Source organism: Pseudomonas sp. LB3P25, from assembly GCF_054897985.1.
The window spans coordinates 2,352,005-2,368,577 of record NZ_CM142711.1; the positions used below are offsets into that span (position 1 = coordinate 2,352,005).

Consider the following 16,573-nt stretch of genomic DNA (forward strand, 5'->3'; position numbering starts at 1 on the left):
GAGCAAGCTCGCTCCCACAGGGGATTCGTGATGATTTGGAGATTAGAGACTGTCTTGCAGATTACTGCGCAGCGCTTGCAGTTCCGCTTGTAGTTTCTGCAGTCTCTCCAGCGTCATCCCGCTGGCGCCGAGGATGCACTGGGGTATACCGCGCGCCCGCTCCCGCAATGCACGACCCTGTTCAGTGAGTTCGACAATCACCACTCGCTCGTCTTCACGGCTGCGGGTGCGGCTGAGTAAACCTTCGACTTCCAGGCGTTTGAGCAACGGCGTCAGTGAACCAGGATCGGTCAGTAGGCGCGTGCTGATTTCGCCTACGGTCAAACCATCCTTTTCCCACAACACCATCATCGCCAGGTATTGCGGATAGGTCAGACCCAGCGCTTGCAGCAGCGGCTTGTAGACCTTGGTCATCAGCAGCGAGGTGGAGTGCAGGGCGAAGCAGGCCTGATTATCCAGCAGCAGGTCGTCGCAGTTATCCGGGGTGTTGCGCTCGGTGGTCATTTCGAAGCCTTGATCAGTGATCGTTATAAATCTAGCGGGCGAATCTTTAATGCACCAGACAATTCTAGCCTAGTGCCGGTCGAGGGTACTTTGCAGCGCCAGATCCCACGGCGGGATCGGGCTGAAGCGGGTTTTCAGGTATTCCAGCAACAAGCGACTGCGGGGATTGGGTTGTTGCTCAAGGCGCAAGGCATAAATGCCGGTCGTTTCCGGTGGTGGCAGGCCGTTGTCGCAGAACAGCGGAAGCAGTTCACCGCGTAGCAAGTATTCGCTGGTCAGCCAGGTCGGCAAGTGCGCGATACCCAGCCCGGCCAATGCGCCGCAGACCAGCGCCTCGGCATTGTTGGCGCTCATGCGGATGCGCGCCGGGCGGTGCAGGTGCATCTGCCCATCCCGTTCGAAGCGCCAGGCGAACGGCGGGGCCAGGCCATCCCAGTCGAGGCCGTCGTGTTCAATCAGTTGCGCCGGATCGGTCGGCACACCACGCCGTTGCAAATACTCAGGGCTGGCGCAGGCAATGCGCACCATGCTCGCCAGCGGCGTGGCCACCAGCCGGGTATCGGCCATTTGCCCGGCACGCAGCACCAGATCGACCTTGCCCAGATTCAAACCCTGCATGTCGACGAAACTGTCGATCAGGTGCAGTTGCACATCGAGACCGGGGTAGAGCATCAGAAAGTCGGCAATCACCGGCGCCAGATGTCGCCGTCCGAACGCTGCCGGTGCATCGATCCGGATCAAGCCTTCCGGTGCGCTGCTCAAGGATACCGCCTCAGCCCGAGCCAGCCGCAGCTCAGCCACGATCCGCCGCGCGCGCTCGGCAAACGCCAAACCCGCCGGAGTAGCGCGCACCGCGTGGGTGCTGCGAATGAACAACTGGCTGCCGACGGCGTTTTCCAGGCTGTCGATGCGCCTCGCCACCGCCGAAGGGGTCAGCGGGTGGCGGCGGGATGCGGCGGAAAAACTGCCGGTTTCCAGCACGTCGAGGAACAAACCCAGTTGTTCGGTCAATTGATTGGGGTTCATGGTGTCGTCAGCGCTTGTGCGAAGTTGGCACAGCCATTGTGCGTTGTTGTGCGTTTCCCCGCCAGCGCCGACTGCGTAGGATGAATAGCCTGACGTGAAGGGAAAATCGCCTGTGATTGAGTTTTTGATGTATCTGGTGTTTGGCGCCGCCCTCGGAACCCTCGGTGGGTTATTCGGCATTGGTGGTGGTTTGATCGCGATTCCGCTGCTGGGCGTGTTGTTCGGCCTCGATCAGCAGATTGCCCAAGGCACGGCGCTGGTGATGGTGGTGCCCAACGTGATGCTGGCGCTGTGGCGTTATCACCAGCGTAATCGCATTGAATTACGTCACGCGCTGCCATTGGCTTCGATGGGGTTCTGTTTCGCCTGGATCGGTTCGATCTGGGCGGTGGGCATTGATGCGCAAACCATGCGCGTCGGATTTGTTGCGTTCCTGATTGCCCTGTCGGCCTACAACCTGGTGCGAATGTTCGCCGCCAACGCGCCGGCGTCTGCGCAGATGAATTATTCATGGCCGTGGCTGGGTGTACTCGGCGCCGCCTCCGGGACCATGGGCGGGTTGTTTGGCGTGGGTGGGGCGGTGGTGGCAACGCCGGTGCTGACCAGTCTGTTCGGCACCAGTCAGGTGGTTGCGCAGGGTTTGTCGCTGGCGCTGGCGTTGCCGAGTACGGGCGTCACGCTGGTGACTTACGCGGTGCACCATCAGGTGGACTGGATGATCGGCCTGCCCTTGGCGGTCGGCGGTCTGATGAGCATCAGTTGGGGCGTGAGGATCGCCCACGCACTGCCGGAGCGACTGCTGCGCGGGTTGTTCTGTGGTTTTCTGGTGCTCTGCGCGGTGATGCTCGCCCTTAAAGTTTGAAACCTTCGACGATGTGTTCGGCCAGGCACTCAGTGATCGGCGACGGGTTGTGCAGGTTGCGCAGCAGCATGATGCTGGCCTCGGGCAGAATCGGAAGGTCTTCGGCTTCACCGAGAATGCGCATGTCCGGGGTCACCAGGCTTTCCAGTTGCGCGGTCACCGCCAGGCCGGCACTGACCACCGCCATGATTGCCGACAGGCTGTCGCTGTTGTACGCCACGCGGTAATCGCGACCCATGGCATCCAGTGCATTGCAGGCCCATAAGCGGCAGAAGCAATCACTGTTGAACATCGCCAGCGGCAGCGGCGTTTGCTCATGGGCACTGAAACATTGCGCTTCGGCCCAGACGAAATGCTCCTTGCGCAATAATTGGCCGATCTCGTTGCCCGGTTCACGGGTGACGATGGTCAAGTCCAGGTCCTGGCGCAGCAGCAATTGTTTTGATGATTCGCAATGCACCTCGATCTGGATCAGCGGATACGTCTGGGCAAATCGCCGCAGAATCCCCGGCAAAAAACGCATCACGTAATCGTCCGGCGTACCGATGCGCACCATGCCGACCATGTGCGGCTCACGCAAGGTGTTGAACACCTCGCTGTGCAGCTTGAGGATGCGTCGGGCATAACCCAGCAGCACTTGACCCTCAGCCGTCAGGCGCACCTGCCGTCCGTCGCGCTGGAATAGTTGACGCTGCAACACATCCTCTTCCAGCCGCTTCATCTGCATGCTCACGGCCGACTGGGTGCGATTGACCAACTCGCCGGCCCGGGTAAAACCGCCCTGGTCGGCGATGGCGACAAAGGTGCGCAGCACTTCGGTGTCGATACTTGGGAAGGCGGACATTCATCAATCTCCGAGATGTGTTACATCAGAAACATTCGTTGGATTGATCTTAGCCCCAGCGCGACACTTGAGCCATCCAAACGGAGGGCAACAAGATGAAAGGTCAACATGAATATCCAGCGGTAGAAAAGCACTCGATCCACCTGGTATCCGATCTGCTGCACAAATTCAGTCGCTGGTACGAACTTCATCGGGAGCGCGAGTTGTTGGCGAGTCTGAGCGATGAAGCACTGAAGGACATCGGCATGAGTCGTGCGGATGTGGAGTTCGAGTCGGTCAAACCGTTCTGGAATGACCCGATGCACAAATGAGTAATGCACAACGACACAAACCGTCTCCCGGTGAGGTAGGTTGCGAGCAGACAAGGAGATGCTCATGCCCGCAACACTGTCCTTTTCCATCAAACAGGCTCGGCGTCTGGCGCTGGCCGCCCAAGGGTTCAACGGGCGCCAGCCGCCAGCGGCGATCAAACCGGTTCAGCTCAATCGGCTGATCGAGCGGCTGGGCATTCTGCAGATCGATTCGGTCAATGCGTTGGTGCGTTCGCACTACCTTCCCTTGTTTTCCCGCCTCGGCAATTACTCATCCGACTTGCTCGACCAGGCTGCCTGGAGTTCGGGCCGGCGGCGCACGCTCTTCGAGTATTGGGGCCATGAAGCCTCGTTGCTGCCCTTGTCGATGTACCCGTTGATGCGCTGGCGCATGCTGCGCGCGACCCGTGGCGAAGATATCTATCAGCAACTGGCACGTTTCGGGCGTGAGCAGCAGGATACGATTCGCCGGGTGCTGGCCTCGGTTCAGGATCTGGGCGCGCTGGGTGCCGGAAGCCTGTCGACCCGTCAGGAACGGGCAGGGCCCTGGTGGGACTGGAGCGCGGAAAAGCATGCGCTGGAATGGTTGTTCGCCGCCGGTGAAGTGACCGTGGCCGGGCGGCGCGGGTTCGAGCGGCTTTATGATCTGCCGGAGCGGGTGATTCCTTCGGCGATACTTCAGCAACCGTTGCTTTCGGAGGCCGAGGCCCAGCGCGGTCTGTTGCAACATGCCGCGAATGCGTTGGGTGTGGCGACCGAAAAAGACCTGCGGGATTACTTTCGCCTGAGTCCCGGTGATGCCCGTCCGCGCTTGGCGGAGCTGGTGGAGGCGGGTGAATTGCTGAGCTGTGAAGTCCAGGGCTGGCGGCAACCAGCCTATTGTCTGCCGGAGCCGAAAGTGCCGCGCAAGGTCGAGGCCAGCGCCTTGCTTTCACCCTTTGATTCGTTGATTTGGGAGCGCAGCCGCACCGAGCGTCTGTTCGATTTTCGCTATCGGCTGGAGATTTACACGCCGCCGGACAGGCGGGTCTACGGCTATTACGTGTTGCCGTTTTTGCACAACGAACGGATTGCCGCGCGGGTGGACCTGCGCGCCGAGCGGGCGTTGGGCAGGCTGGCGGTGCACGCTGTGCATGAGGAAAAACCGGGGCTGGATGACGAGGGGATGCTGGCGTTGGCGGTCAATCTGCGGCGAATGGCGGATTGGCTGGGGCTTGAGCGGGTTCAGCTGAATTGCCCGCGGGCGAGTGCGGGGCGGCTGCGGGTGGCATTGGCCATTATTGGCGGTGACTGAGCTGACGCCTTCGCGAGCAGGCTCGCTCCCACAGGAACAGTGCAATCCTGTGGGAGCGAGCCTGCTCGCGAAAGAGACGACGCGATTTAACGCCGAACCTGTTTCAGGGTCTCAGCAATAAGAAACGCCAACTCCAGCGACTGATCGGCATTCATCCGCGGGTCGCAATGGGTGTGATACCGGTCCGACAACCCGTCTTCGGTAATCGGCCGTGCACCGCCAATGCATTCAGTGACGTTCTGCCCGGTCATCTCGATGTGGATGCCGCCGGCATACGTGCCTTCCGCTTCGTGAACCTGGAAGAACTGCTTCACTTCGCCGAGGATCTGCGCGAAATCGCGGGTCTTGTAACCGCTGCTGGCCTTGATGGTGTTGCCGTGCATCGGGTCGCAACTCCACAACACTTGCTTGCCTTCGCGTTGCACGGCACGGATCAGCTGCGGCAGGTGATCGCCGACCTTGTTCGCGCCCATCCGCGCAATCAGGTTCAGACGGCCCGGATCGTTGTCCGGGTTGAGCACGTCGATCAGGCGAATCAGGTCTTCGGGGTTCATGCTCGGGCCGACTTTGACCCCGATCGGATTGTTCACGCCACGCAGGAATTCGACGTGAGCGCCGTCGAGCTGACGGGTGCGGTCGCCGATCCACAGCATGTGCGCCGAGCAATCGTAGTAATCGTTGGTCAGGCTGTCGCGTCGCACGAAGGCTTCTTCGTAGTTCAGCAGCAGGGCTTCGTGGGCGGTGAAGAAACTGGTTTCGCGCAGTTGCGGCGAGCTGTCCATGCCGCAGGCGCGCATGAACGCCAGGGTTTCATCGATGCGATCGGCCAGGTGGCTGTACTTCTCGGCCAGCGCCGAGTTGGCGATGAAGTCCAGGTTCCACTTGTGCACCTGATGCAGGTCGGCAAAACCGCCCTGGGCGAAGGCGCGCAGCAGGTTCAGGGTCGCGGTGGACTGGTGGTAGGACTGGAGCAAGCGTTCCGGATCCGGCACGCGGCTTTTTTCATCGAAACCGATGCCATTGACGATGTCGCCACGGTAGGCCGGCAGGGTTACGCCGTCGATGGTTTCGTCGTTGGCCGAACGCGGCTTGGCGAATTGCCCGGCCATGCGCCCGACCTTGACCACCGGGCAACCGGCAGCGAAGGTCATGACAATCGCCATTTGCAGCAGGACTTTAAAGGTGTCGCGGATTTTCGCGGCGGAGAACTCGGCGAAGCTTTCGGCGCAGTCGCCGCCCTGCAGCAGAAACGCGCGGCCCTGGGTCACTTCTGCAAACTGACGGCGCAACTCCCGGGCTTCACCGGCAAACACCAGCGGTGGATAACTGGCCAGCGTTTGCTCGACGTGCAGCAAATGCGCTGCGTCGGGGTAATGGGGTTGTTGCTGGATCGGCAGGGCGCGCCAGCTGTCAGGGCTCCAGGGTTGGCTCATCACGGTCTCTAGTGTTTTACGCTCGGACTGTCATGTTATCAGCAATTAGTGCGTGACCTGTTCCCGTCGCTTCGCGGACAATCGCGCTTTTGCCGCGCCACTCCGCGGTTATATTGCGTTGCCGGGCCCGGTGACGATCAGGAGACGAAATGACTGAGGAGCGCGTCGAGCATCTGCTCGCCGAGGTACAGGATGAGTTTGGCGTGATTCGCGTGCTGGAAGTGGCCGATTACCGTTTTCTCGAGTTCGGTGATGCCATCGAACAGAGCTGCGTGTTCACGGCTGACCCGAGCTGGCTCGAATACGATTACACCCGGGCGATGCTGATTGGCGCGTTGTGCCACGAGCAGCCGGAAAGCGCGCTGTTCCTCGGCCTCGGAGCCGGCACCCTGACCCAGGCCTGCCTCAAGTTCCTGCCGCTGGAAGACGTCGAAGCCATCGAACTGCGTCCCGACGTACCGCGCCTGGCCATTGAATACCTTGGGCTGGATGATGATCCGCGGCTGTATATCCGGGTGGGCGACGCGCTGGAACTGCTCGATACCGCCGAGCCGGCGGATCTGATTTTCGTCGACCTCTATACCGATGTAGGGCCGGGTGTCGGGCATCTGGCGTGGAATTTCCTGGAAAACTGTCAGAAACGCCTGAACCCGGGTGGCTGGCTGGTGATCAATCAGTGGGCCACCGATGATGGCAAACCGTTGGGCGCCGCCTTGTTTCGCGGGCTCTATCACCGACATTACTGGGAACTGCCGGTAAAGGAGGGCAATGTGATTTTGCTCGTGCCTTCGGAACTGGATCAGGAACTGGACATGGACGGCTTGATCGCCCGCGCCGAAGGGCTGGCGCCGCGTTTGGGGTATTCGTTGCAGTCGTTGATCAAGGTGATTCGCCCGGCGACCTAATGCGGTGAGGTCACCTGTGGCGAGGGGATTTATCCCCGTTCGGCTGCGGAGCAGTCGTAGAGTCGGTCAGTGCGATTTACCTGATGGCACTGGGTTGAATTTTTTGGGGCTGCTTCGCAGCCGAACGGGGATAAATCCCCTCGCCACAGAAACCCCTCTCACCCCCGGTTGAACGTCAGCAGCCTTTGAAAACGCCGGGTCGCTTCTCGATCATCGACCGCACGCCTTCCCTGGCATCCTCACTGGCCAGCAACTTCTTCACCAGCGGCGGCAATCCCTGTGCCGCCGCTGTTTCCCCTTCGTAACGCGCCTGCCTCGCAGACATCAGCGTCGCCTGAACCCCAAGCGGCGCTTGCCGAGCAATCCTCTCCGCCAACTCAATCGCCCGTGGCAGCAGATCCTCGCTGGCCATGACTTCCTGCACCAACCCCAGGTGCAACGCGTCATGGGCATCGAATTCATCGCCGGTCAGCAGCCAGCGCATGGCATTGCCCCAGCCAGCGACCTGATGCAGGCGCAACGTGGCGCCGCCGAACGGGAAGATCCCGCGTTGCACTTCTTTCTGGGCGAAACGGGTGTTGCTGGCGCACAGGTTGATATCGGCGGCCAGCATCAATTCGATCCCGATGGTCAGGCAGTAGCCTTGCGCGGCGACAATCACCGGTTTGTTGACTCTGGGGCCGGCAAATACACCCCACGGATCGCAGCCGCCGGGCGGTACCTGCCAGCCTTCTGCCAGGGCTGCGCTGGCACTGACCAGATCCAGCCCTGCGGTGAAATGCTCTCCATGGCCGAATACCACCGCCACCCGCGCCTCGCTGTCGGCCTCGAACTCGCCATAGGCCAGGCTCAGTTCGTTGAGCAGGTCGAGATCGAAGGCGTTGCGTTTGGCCACCCGATCCAGGCCGATCATCAGGACATGACCGTGCCGTTCACGGCTCACACGACTGGAGCAGGGCTGATTCATGGTGCATTTCCTCGGTCGGGAAGGGGTGGGAAGGGGTATGTGAGACGGCCGGTCTGCGGCACAAGGGTGAACCGTTTTAGCGTGATCGTCAGCAGGGCTGGGCCTTGGAAAAATAGACCGTTGTCCGATTATCCGCAAAGCGTGTGACAGAACGCTGTAAACGGCAGTTTTCCGACAAATAAAGCTCCCTTTTTGAGCGAATTCCGGTATAGTGCGCGCCGGCCTTTAACCGGGCCGCGTTTAGGTAGCGCAATTCCCCGAAGTCAGCTTCGGCTGCACGTCCGCACAGCGGACTCTCCCTTGACGAATCTTTTTCATTCATTCGTTTTCGCAAATCCCCGCCGACAAAGCAGCCAGGGCGACTCTTGAGTCTTACACGGCATGCGCAGCTTTGGAGCATGGGTCTTTGCGGATGCACTTAGAGGCAGACCCATGACCCAGGAAACCGGCGGCTTCGCCGCTTTTAATCTTAATCCGAACATTCTTGCAGCCGTCATTGCGACTGGCTACGAAGAACCTTCGGCTATTCAGCAGCAATCGATCCCGATCATCATGGCCGGTCACGACATGATTGGTCAGGCGCAAACCGGTACGGGTAAAACCGCTGCGTTCGCCCTGCCGATCCTGCATCGCATCGATCCTGCCAAGCGCGAGCCGCAAGCCCTGATCCTGGCGCCAACCCGTGAGTTGGCGCTGCAAGTAGCAACCGCTTTCGAAACCTACGCCAAGCAAATGCCGGGCGTTACCGTTGTGGCCGTTTACGGCGGCGCCCCTATGGGTCCACAACTGAAAGCAATCCGTAATGGCGCACAGATCGTTGTCGCCACGCCGGGCCGTCTGTGCGACCACCTGCGTCGCGACGAAAAAGTGCTGTCGACCGTGAACCACCTGGTTCTCGACGAAGCGGACGAAATGCTCAAACTGGGTTTCATGGACGACCTCGAAGTTATCTTCAAGGCCTTGCCTCCAACCCGTCAGACCGTATTGTTCTCGGCCACCTTGCCGCAGTCGATCCGTGCCATTGCCGAACGCCATCTGCGCGATCCGCAGCACGTGAAGATCCAGACCAAGACTCAGACCGTTACCGCGATCGAACAGGCTCACCTGTTGGTTCACGCTGACCAGAAGACCTCGGCTGTATTGAGCCTGCTGGAAGTGGAAGACTTCGATGCCCTGATCATGTTCGTGCGCACCAAGCAAGCGACCCTGGACCTGGCCAGTGCCCTGGAAGCCAAAGGCTACAAAGCCGCTGCGCTGAACGGTGACATTGCTCAGAACCAGCGTGAGCGCGTGATCGAATCCCTCAAGGATGGCCGTCTGGACATCGTTGTGGCGACCGACGTTGCTGCTCGTGGTCTGGACGTTCCGCGTATCACCCACGTGTTCAACGTTGACATGCCGTACGATCCAGAGTCCTACGTTCACCGTATCGGCCGTACCGGCCGTGCCGGTCGCGAAGGTCGTGCACTGCTGCTGGTGACTCCGCGTGAGCGCCGCATGCTGCAAGTGATCGAGCGTGTAACCGGTCAGAAAGTTGCCGAAGTTCGCCTGCCGGACGCTCAGGCTGTTCTCGATGCCCGCATCAAGAAACTGACCAACAGCCTGTCGCCGCTGGTGGCTGATGCCGAATCGACCCACGGTGATCTGCTGGATCGTCTGACTGCCGACATCGGTTGCACCCCGCGTGCACTGGCCGCTGCTCTGCTGCGCAAGGCGACCAACGCTCAAGCGTTGACCTTGGCTGCAATCGAGAAAGAACGTCCACTGGTGCCGAACAACGCACCGCGTGGCGATCGTCCAGAGCGTACCGGTGATCGTCCGGACCGTGGTGATCGTGAGCGTCGTGCTCCGGTTCCATTGGCCGAAGGCCGTGCTCGTTGCCGTACCGCGCTGGGTGCGCGTGATGGTATCGCTGCCAAGAACCTGCTGGGCGCTATCCTCAATGAGGGTGGTCTGGCTCGCGAAGCAATCGGTCGCATCCAGGTGCGTGACAGTTTTAGCCTCGTCGAACTGCCGGAAGATGGTCTGGAGCGTCTGCTGACCAAGCTGAAGGACACTCGCGTTGCTGGTAAGCAGTTGAAGCTGCGTCGCTATCGCGAAGATTGATCCGCTCTCGGGCTGATTGATCGAACATAAAAAATCCCCGACTGGTTCGGGGATTTTTTATGCCTGTGTTTTGTTGCCCCTACAAATCCTGCGGTCGGCTGCGAAACCTGTGGGAGCGAGCCTGCTCGCGATGGACGTGAACGATTACGTGTGCGGTCTGAGTAAGCGCGGTGCCTGTGCGTTTTTCGCGAGCAGGCTCGCTCCCACAATGTATGGGTTAATCCGTTACTTGGCCTCCACCCGCCGTGACCACTTGCACGCTCATGCGCGGTGTCGCCAGGTCCAGTCCAGCTTCATCCAGGTGCCGTTTGAGTGACAGGTTGAACGCTCGGGACACTTCCCACTGCTTGATCGGCGCGGTCTTGAACCGGGCGCGAAGAATCGCGTTGCCTGACTCGAAGCTCTCGACACCCTGAATCTCCAGAGGCGACCAGATATTGCGCCGTTGCAGCGGATCAGTGCGCATCTTCTGACCGACCTCGCGCATCAGTTTGATCGCGTTATCGATGTCCATGTTGGAGGGTATCGCCACCCGGAAAATCGCGTAGCCGAATTCCCGGGAGTAGTTCTTGATGCTTTTGATTTCGCTAAACGGAATGGTGTGGACGATGCCGTCGATGTCCCGCAGGCGCACGGTACGAATCGTTAGCCCTTCGACGGTGCCCAGGTGACCGCCGACGTCCACGTAGTCGTCGATGGCCAGCGAGTCCTCGATGATGATGAACAGCCCGGTGATCAGGTCCGCCACCAGTGACTGTGCACCGAAACCAATCGCCAGACCGATCACGCCGGCACCGGCCAGCAATGGCGTGACGTTCATGCCCATGTTCGCCAGGGCGACGATCAGCGCAATGATGAAAATCGCCACGAACAAAATGTTACGGATCAGCGGCATCATCGTCTGCGCGCGGGCATTTGCCAGGCCTTTGCGCGAGCGGGTGAGGGCGTGGTGCACGGCGGTGTCGCTGAGAATCCAGATCAGCCAGGCAAAAATCAGCGTGCCGCCGAGGCTGAACAGTTTGACGCTGACTTCATGGCCTTCGCCTTCAGTGAAGCGGATCAGCGACATGCCCCAGACCCGCAGGCCGAGTTCGATGAACGCCAGCCACACCATCAAATGAGCGAGGGTGTAGAAGAAGCTTTTCAGGCGCTCCGAGTACAGCGCATGACGCTTCACGCTGCGCTGTGGTTTGAGTGAATGGCGGCGCACCAACCCGTTGATGACCATGCACAACACCAGCAGCACCGCGCAGATCAGCGATTGGCGCAGCGCAGTGCTGGTATCGCCGGCCGAGACGAACGTGGCGAACAGCGAAATACCCACCAGCACCAGCGCCGGCATGTACCAGAAGGTCCCGAGAATCTCGATCGTGTCGCTGAGGGCGCGGCGGGTCAGACGCCGGGACAACGGTTGGTTGCGGATCAAGTGGGCGATGGGGCGACGGAACCGCAGGACGAACAGCCCCGTGGACAGCGCCGCCAATACGTTGGCGACCGTTGCGGCGGTGTGCGCCAGATGACTGCCAAGGCTTTCGACCAGTCGCGGATCGCTCAGGGCTTCACCGAAGGCGGCGAAACTGCCGATCAGCCACAGCGGCCGAAAGGCTTGATGCCGCAGGATGTACAAGGCTCGGTGGCGGTGCGGGCCATCGAGCACCGAAAAGGCGATCACGCAGATCGCCGAAAAACAGGTGCCGACCACCAACGCATAAGCCAGCACCATGGCCAGGCTTTTGCCCAGCGACGAGGGCAGGGCGTAGCTCATGTAGACCGTCATCAGCAAGGCAATCAGCCACGGTCCGAGTTTACGCAAGGCGAAGCGCAACATGTCCAGGGCCTTGGGGTGCTGCGGCAGTTCTTCGGTCAGGCCGAAGCGCATTCGCACTCGGTGGCTGAGCCAGATCAGCGCAGCGGCCAGCAGGCTCCAGACCATCAGGATCATGGCGAAGGCAAAGATGATTGGCAGCCATTCATTGGCCGGCAGCGCCAGCGCTGTCAGTTCATCCTCGGCCAGTTTGAACTCTTCGGACCAGCGAGTGAGAGGGCTGTCGGCTCCTGAAAACTGTTTTTCGAAACGGGCCAGGGTGCCACCGATCAGTCCCAGGACGCCTTCTTCGGTGACGGGCTGGGCCTTTTTGGTGACATCGCGCAGCTTCTTCAAATCCGCCAGCAATTTGGTGCGTTGCTGATCGTTCTCCAGCGACTTGATCACTTCGTCCAGGGATTGCCCCAAGGGCTCTTGCGCCTCTGGCTGTTTTGCCGAGCTGTTGAGCAGACTAGGCAAGCCGACGGCCTGGGCGGGTGCCATAGGCAGCAGCGTCATGAGGCAGACAAGGAAGAAACACGGCAGGGCAAAAAGACGAGCGAACACTAGGCGGTCAACCTCGGGGTGAACAGATCGACCGAGTGTACGAGCCCGTCAAAATCAATGCGAGCCAGGGGTGAGGATTTATTCGTTGAGTTTGGCGAGGATCTTGAATATCACGGTGGCGAGGATCATCAACATGCCGATCCACATCGCGAACACGCCGACGTTTTTGTCGCGAAAATTGAAGCCGATTGCCAGCATGATCATCCCGGCAAGAATCGGGATGAGCATGGCGTGAAACGAAGACATCGAGATCATGAGCGACTGCCTTGTCGAAAGGGAATAACTAAAGTCTAGGTGGCTTTTGGGCGATGGGTGGAGAGGTGTATCAGAGAACAGAGAGACCACTGTGGCGAGGGAGCTTGCTCCCGCTGGGCTGCGAAGCAGCCCCAAATTCCATTGACGCGGTGTTTCAGGCACACCGCATGTACAGGCGTTGCGGCTGCTGCGCAACCGAGCGGGAGCAAGCTCCCTCGCCACAGGGTTTGTTACGGCAGCTCGCGGCAGGCGTAAAACGCGCTCAGCACTTTGACCAGGTGCGCCAGGTCATGGCTGCCGCACAGTTCACGGATCGAGTGCATGGCGAAGGTGGGCAGGCCGATGTCCACGGTGCGCACACCCAGGTGACTGGCGGTGATCGGGCCGATGGTCGAGCCGCAACCCATGTCGCTGCGCACCACGAAGCTCTGCACCGGCACTTCTTCGGCCATGCACAGGTGGCGGAAGAACCCGGCGGTTTCGCTGTTGGTGGCGTAGCGCTGGTTGCTGTTGACCTTGATCACCGGGCCGGCGTTGAGTTTCGGGCCGTGGTTTGCATCGTGCTTGTCGGCGTAGTTGGGGTGCACGCCGTGGGCGTTGTCAGCCGAGACCAGCAGGGATTTCTGAATGGTGCGCACGAACTCATCGCCTTCGGGCAACAGACGACGCAGTGTCTGTTCGAGCATTGGGCCGTCGGCGCCACAGGCCGAGCAGGAACCGACTTCTTCGTGGTCGTTGCAGACCAGCACGCAGGTTTCGTCGGTTTCGGTGGTCAGCAAGGCTTGCAGGCCGGCATAGCACGACAGCAGGTTGTCCAGGCGCGCCCCGGCAATGAAGTCGCCATGCAGGCCGATGACCGCAGCGCTTTGGGTATCGTAGAAGCTCAGCTCATAGTCGAGCACCACATCGGCGTTCAAGCCGTGTTCGCGGGCGAGTTGATCGGTGAGCACGGCCCGGAAGTCCACGCGCTCGTCACCGGCAAATTGGGCGAGGATCGGCGGCAGTTCGGTCTGGGCGTTGATCGCCCAGCCCATGTTGGCTTCACGGTTCAGGTGAATGGCCAGGTTCGGGATGATGGCGATCGGCGCCTTGAAGTCGACCAACTGGCTCTCGACTTTGCCGTCACGGCGGAAGGTCACACGGCCGGCCAGGGACAGGTCGCGGTCGAACCATGGCGCCAGCAGTGCGCCGCCATAGACTTCGACACCCAGCTGCCAGAAGCCCTGACGTTGCAGTTCCGGCTGGGGTTTGACCCGCAGGCACGGGCTGTCGGTGTGTGCGCCAACCAAGCGAATGCCGCCATGCAGGGGCGAATGACGGCCCATCTTGAATGCGACGATCGAAGAGTCGTTACGGGTAACGTAGTAACGACCGTTGGCTTCAGTGGTCCATGGCTCGCGCTCGTCGAGGCGTTGATAGCCCGCCGCTTCCAGGCGCTGAACAAGGCTGGCGGTGGCATGGAATGGGGTAGGGGAGGCCTTGAGGAAATCGATCAGGCCTTGGTTCAACTCTTCGCGCATAGGTAGCTCCAGACAGCAATGGCGCAAGTTTAACGTATTGGCCAAAGAATTGGCGGTGGGCTGATGGTGGGGTAACCCCCGTGATTGAATCTGGACGAGATCCAATGTGGGAGCGAGCCTGCTCGCGAAAGCGGTGTGCCAATCACTATTGATGTCGACTGATATACCGCTTTCGCGAGCAGGCTCGCTCCCACAGGGATTGGCGTACTGCGCTTAGAACGGTGCAGGGCACTCGAAACGCAGGCGTTCACCGGTCTGCGGGTGAGTGAAGCTAAGCATGCTCGCGTGCAGACATAGCCGTGGCCATGCGGCCAGTGCTTGCTCGTGGGCATAGAGCCCGTCACCCAGCAGCGGATGGCCGATGGAAAGCATGTGCACACGCAACTGATGGGAGCGGCCGGTGATCGGCGTCAATTCGACACGACACCAGTCGCCGCAACGCTCCAATACGCGCCAGAAGGTCAGGGCATGTTTGCCGAATTCATGGTCCACCACATGGCGTGGTTTGGTCGGCGGGTCGTAGCGCAAGGGCAGATCGATGCTGCCACTGTCCAGTTCCGGTTGTCCCCAGCACAGGGCGGTGTAGGCCTTTTCGGTTTCGCGGTCGTGAAATTGCCGAGACAGCTCGCGATGAGTATCCGGGTCACGGGCCAACAGAATAATGCCGGAGGTTTCCCAGTCCAGACGATGGACAATCCGTGCTTCCGGGTAGCCGTTTTCTTGCAGGCGGGTAATCAGGCAGTCCTTGTTGTCATCGGCCCGGCCGGGGACGGAGAGCAACAGGGTCGGTTTGTTCACCACCAGTACGGCGGCGTCCTGATGGATGATGTGGATGTTGGACAGCGGCATTAAAACAGCCTCGTAACAAACGCCAACGGCGGCTCAGACTCTCGCACTCTGTAGGAGCAAAGCTTGCTCGCGATGCAGGCAACTCGGTCCATCTGATAAACCGAGGTGATGCTATCGCGAGCAAGCTCAGCTCCTACAGGAGCGCAAGCCTGAGCCGCCGTGGCTCCTGCCTGATCGACTAGCGATCTGGCAGGGTGATATTGAGTTCCAGAATCGAGCAGCTGCCCTGGTTTTCCAGAGCGACGTGCACGTCATCGGACCCGATATTGACGTACTTGCGAATCACCTCGACCAATTCCTTCTGCAAGGCTGGCAGGTAGTCCGGTGTACTGCGCTGGCCGCGTTCGTGCGCCACGATGATCTGCAGACGCTCTTTCGCTACCGACGCGGTGCTGACCTTTTTGCTGGCACGAAAGAAGTCAAAAAGATTCATTATCTACCTCCAAACAGGCGCTCGAAGAATCCCTTCTTCGTTACATCGAGAAAACGATGCTCCACGGTTTTGCCCAGCAGACGATCGACCGCATCGCTGTATGCCTGACCGGCATCGCTCTGGTCGTCGAGAATCACCGGCACACCCGAGTTGGAAGCTTTAAGTACTGCTTGGGATTCCGGAATGACACCCAGCAGGGTCACGGCCAGAATCTCTTTGACGTCTTCGACGCCGAGCATTTCACCGTCACTGACCCGTTGTGGGTTGTAGCGGGTCAGCAGCAAGTGTTCCTTGATCGGGTCTTCACCCTTTTCAGCGCGGCGGGACTTGCTGGCCAGCAGGCCCAGCATGCGGTCCGAGTCACGTACCGAGGACACTTCCGGGTTGGTCACGACGATCGCTTCATCCGCGAAGTACATGGCCAGGTGGGCGCCTTTCTCGATGCCGGCCGGGGAGTCGCAGACCACGAATTCGAAGTCTTCCTTGAGCGCCATCAACACTTTTTCCACGCCTTCGACGGTCAGCGCGTCTTTGTCGCGGGTCTGACTGGCGGCTAGTACGTAGAGGTTTTCCAGGCGTTTGTCTTTGATCAGGGCTTGTTGCAGGTTGGCTTCGCCGTTCACCACGTTGACGAAGTCATACACCACGCGGCGCTCGCAACCCATGATCAGGTCGAGGTTACGCAAGCCGACGTCGAAGTCGACGATAACTGTTTTGTGACCGCGCAGTGCGAGGCCGGTACCGATAGCAGCACTGGTGGTGGTCTTACCCACACCACCCTTGCCGGATGTAACCACGAGAATCTTGGCCAAGGTGTTTCACCCCTAAGGAAAAAGGACATTTAGCCCCTGAAAAACATCTCTAGAAAAACTACTGCAGTCGGACAGCCTTGG

16 protein-coding genes are annotated in these 16,573 nt (G+C 60.1%); 5 read left to right on the plus strand and 11 right to left on the minus strand.

Going from position 1 to position 16,573, the window contains the following annotated elements; translation table 11 throughout:
- Window positions 1-42: 42 nt before the first annotated feature.
- Window positions 43-504 (minus strand): MarR family winged helix-turn-helix transcriptional regulator, encoded by a 462-nt coding sequence (locus tag ACYZTW_RS10580; protein ID WP_462004801.1) that lies wholly within the window; start codon window positions 502-504, stop codon window positions 43-45.
- A 69-nt stretch (window positions 505-573) separates the two neighbouring features.
- Window positions 574-1,530 (minus strand): LysR family transcriptional regulator, encoded by a 957-nt coding sequence (locus tag ACYZTW_RS10585; protein ID WP_462004802.1) that lies wholly within the window; start codon window positions 1,528-1,530, stop codon window positions 574-576.
- A gap of 112 nt (window positions 1,531-1,642) precedes the next feature.
- On the opposite strand from ACYZTW_RS10585, the gene ACYZTW_RS10590 reads away from it, so the two are divergent.
- Entirely contained in the window at window positions 1,643-2,392 is a 750-nt protein-coding gene (locus ACYZTW_RS10590) for a sulfite exporter TauE/SafE family protein (protein WP_283188517.1), read from the plus strand.
- On the opposite strand, the gene ACYZTW_RS10595 is transcribed toward ACYZTW_RS10590, so the two are convergent.
- A complete protein-coding gene (locus tag ACYZTW_RS10595; RefSeq protein ID WP_462004803.1) occupies window positions 2,382-3,236 on the minus strand; it encodes a LysR substrate-binding domain-containing protein in 855 nt (284 codons plus the stop codon). The genes ACYZTW_RS10590 and ACYZTW_RS10595 overlap by 11 nt on opposite strands.
- Window positions 3,237-3,331: 95 nt before the next feature.
- Between ACYZTW_RS10595 and ACYZTW_RS10600 the strand changes: the two genes are divergently transcribed.
- Together ACYZTW_RS10600 and ACYZTW_RS10605 are read left to right on the plus strand one after the other, a co-directional pair.
- Window positions 3,332-3,547, plus strand: a complete 216-nt coding sequence (locus ACYZTW_RS10600) for a DUF1127 domain-containing protein (RefSeq protein ID WP_033057173.1) — start codon at window positions 3,332-3,334, stop codon at window positions 3,545-3,547.
- Window positions 3,548-3,611: 64 nt separating this feature from the next.
- Complete coding sequence (locus ACYZTW_RS10605; protein ID WP_462004804.1) at window positions 3,612-4,841, plus strand: winged helix-turn-helix domain-containing protein; 1,230 nt, start codon at window positions 3,612-3,614, stop codon at window positions 4,839-4,841.
- Between the two features lie 86 nt (window positions 4,842-4,927).
- Here the strand turns inward: ACYZTW_RS10605 and ACYZTW_RS10610 are convergent, their stop codons facing one another.
- Complete coding sequence (locus tag ACYZTW_RS10610) at window positions 4,928-6,274, minus strand: class II 3-deoxy-7-phosphoheptulonate synthase (RefSeq protein ID WP_076027974.1); 1,347 nt, start codon at window positions 6,272-6,274, stop codon at window positions 4,928-4,930.
- 149 nt (window positions 6,275-6,423) lie between these two features.
- Here ACYZTW_RS10610 and ACYZTW_RS10615 point away from each other — a divergent pair, with 149 nt between their 5' ends.
- The gene (locus ACYZTW_RS10615; protein ID WP_462004805.1) at window positions 6,424-7,179 is read left to right on the plus strand and encodes a spermidine synthase; all 756 of its coding nucleotides are present in this window, start codon (window positions 6,424-6,426) and stop codon (window positions 7,177-7,179) included.
- 175 nt (window positions 7,180-7,354) lie between these two features.
- Here ACYZTW_RS10615 and ACYZTW_RS10620 read toward each other — a convergent pair whose 3' ends face one another.
- Window positions 7,355-8,146, minus strand: a complete 792-nt coding sequence (locus tag ACYZTW_RS10620) for a crotonase/enoyl-CoA hydratase family protein (RefSeq protein WP_462004806.1) — start codon at window positions 8,144-8,146, stop codon at window positions 7,355-7,357.
- Between the two features lie 432 nt (window positions 8,147-8,578).
- Here ACYZTW_RS10620 and ACYZTW_RS10625 point away from each other — a divergent pair, with 432 nt between their 5' ends.
- Window positions 8,579-10,252, plus strand: coding sequence for a DEAD/DEAH box helicase (locus ACYZTW_RS10625; protein WP_008146183.1), 1,674 nt, complete (start codon window positions 8,579-8,581; stop codon window positions 10,250-10,252).
- 217 nt (window positions 10,253-10,469) lie between these two features.
- On the opposite strand, the gene ACYZTW_RS10630 is transcribed toward ACYZTW_RS10625, so the two are convergent.
- The 6 genes from ACYZTW_RS10630 to minD all read right to left on the minus strand — a co-directional run bounded on the left by ACYZTW_RS10630 (window position 10,470) and on the right by minD (window position 16,492).
- A complete protein-coding gene (locus tag ACYZTW_RS10630; protein ID WP_462004807.1) occupies window positions 10,470-12,623 on the minus strand; it encodes a mechanosensitive ion channel family protein in 2,154 nt (717 codons plus the stop codon).
- Window positions 12,624-12,701: 78 nt separating this feature from the next.
- Window positions 12,702-12,878 carry a hypothetical protein gene (locus tag ACYZTW_RS10635; protein WP_462004808.1) on the minus strand — a complete coding sequence of 59 codons (177 nt, stop codon included), beginning with the start codon at window positions 12,876-12,878 and terminating at the stop codon, window positions 12,702-12,704.
- Window positions 12,879-13,108: 230 nt separating this feature from the next.
- Window positions 13,109-14,398, minus strand: a complete 1,290-nt coding sequence (locus ACYZTW_RS10640; protein WP_046047516.1) for a M18 family aminopeptidase — start codon at window positions 14,396-14,398, stop codon at window positions 13,109-13,111.
- Between the two features lie 213 nt (window positions 14,399-14,611).
- Window positions 14,612-15,247 (minus strand): RluA family pseudouridine synthase, encoded by a 636-nt coding sequence (locus ACYZTW_RS10645; protein ID WP_090324073.1) that lies wholly within the window; start codon window positions 15,245-15,247, stop codon window positions 14,612-14,614.
- 178 nt (window positions 15,248-15,425) lie between these two features.
- Window positions 15,426-15,680 (minus strand): cell division topological specificity factor MinE, encoded by a 255-nt coding sequence (gene minE, locus ACYZTW_RS10650; protein WP_007898843.1) that lies wholly within the window; start codon window positions 15,678-15,680, stop codon window positions 15,426-15,428.
- Window positions 15,680-16,492, minus strand: coding sequence for a septum site-determining protein MinD (gene minD, locus ACYZTW_RS10655; RefSeq protein ID WP_461978624.1), 813 nt, complete (start codon window positions 16,490-16,492; stop codon window positions 15,680-15,682). Before minD ends, minE begins: the two co-directional genes overlap by 1 nt.
- Window positions 16,493-16,573: the final 81 nt, after the last annotated feature.

Excerpts from the sequence above, each read along its gene's own strand:
- ACYZTW_RS10580 (WP_462004801.1), bottom strand. The coding sequence starts at position 504 with ATGACCACCGAGCGCAACACCCCGGATAACTGCGACGACCTGCTGCTG.
- ACYZTW_RS10585 (WP_462004802.1), bottom strand. The coding sequence starts at position 1,530 with ATGAACCCCAATCAATTGACCGAACAACTGGGTTTGTTCCTCGACGTG.
- ACYZTW_RS10595 (WP_462004803.1), bottom strand. The coding sequence starts at position 3,236 with ATGTCCGCCTTCCCAAGTATCGACACCGAAGTGCTGCGCACCTTTGTC.
- ACYZTW_RS10600 (WP_033057173.1), top strand. The coding sequence starts at position 3,332 with ATGAAAGGTCAACATGAATATCCAGCGGTAGAAAAGCACTCGATCCAC.
- ACYZTW_RS10605 (WP_462004804.1), top strand. The coding sequence starts at position 3,612 with ATGCCCGCAACACTGTCCTTTTCCATCAAACAGGCTCGGCGTCTGGCG.
- ACYZTW_RS10610 (WP_076027974.1), bottom strand. The coding sequence starts at position 6,274 with ATGAGCCAACCCTGGAGCCCTGACAGCTGGCGCGCCCTGCCGATCCAG.
- ACYZTW_RS10615 (WP_462004805.1), top strand. The coding sequence starts at position 6,424 with ATGACTGAGGAGCGCGTCGAGCATCTGCTCGCCGAGGTACAGGATGAG.
- ACYZTW_RS10620 (WP_462004806.1), bottom strand. The coding sequence starts at position 8,146 with ATGAATCAGCCCTGCTCCAGTCGTGTGAGCCGTGAACGGCACGGTCAT.
- ACYZTW_RS10625 (WP_008146183.1), top strand. The coding sequence starts at position 8,579 with ATGACCCAGGAAACCGGCGGCTTCGCCGCTTTTAATCTTAATCCGAAC.
- ACYZTW_RS10635 (WP_462004808.1), bottom strand. The coding sequence starts at position 12,878 with ATGATCTCGATGTCTTCGTTTCACGCCATGCTCATCCCGATTCTTGCC.
- ACYZTW_RS10640 (WP_046047516.1), bottom strand. The coding sequence starts at position 14,398 with ATGCGCGAAGAGTTGAACCAAGGCCTGATCGATTTCCTCAAGGCCTCC.
- ACYZTW_RS10645 (WP_090324073.1), bottom strand. The coding sequence starts at position 15,247 with ATGCCGCTGTCCAACATCCACATCATCCATCAGGACGCCGCCGTACTG.
- minE (WP_007898843.1), bottom strand. The coding sequence starts at position 15,680 with ATGAATCTTTTTGACTTCTTTCGTGCCAGCAAAAAGGTCAGCACCGCG.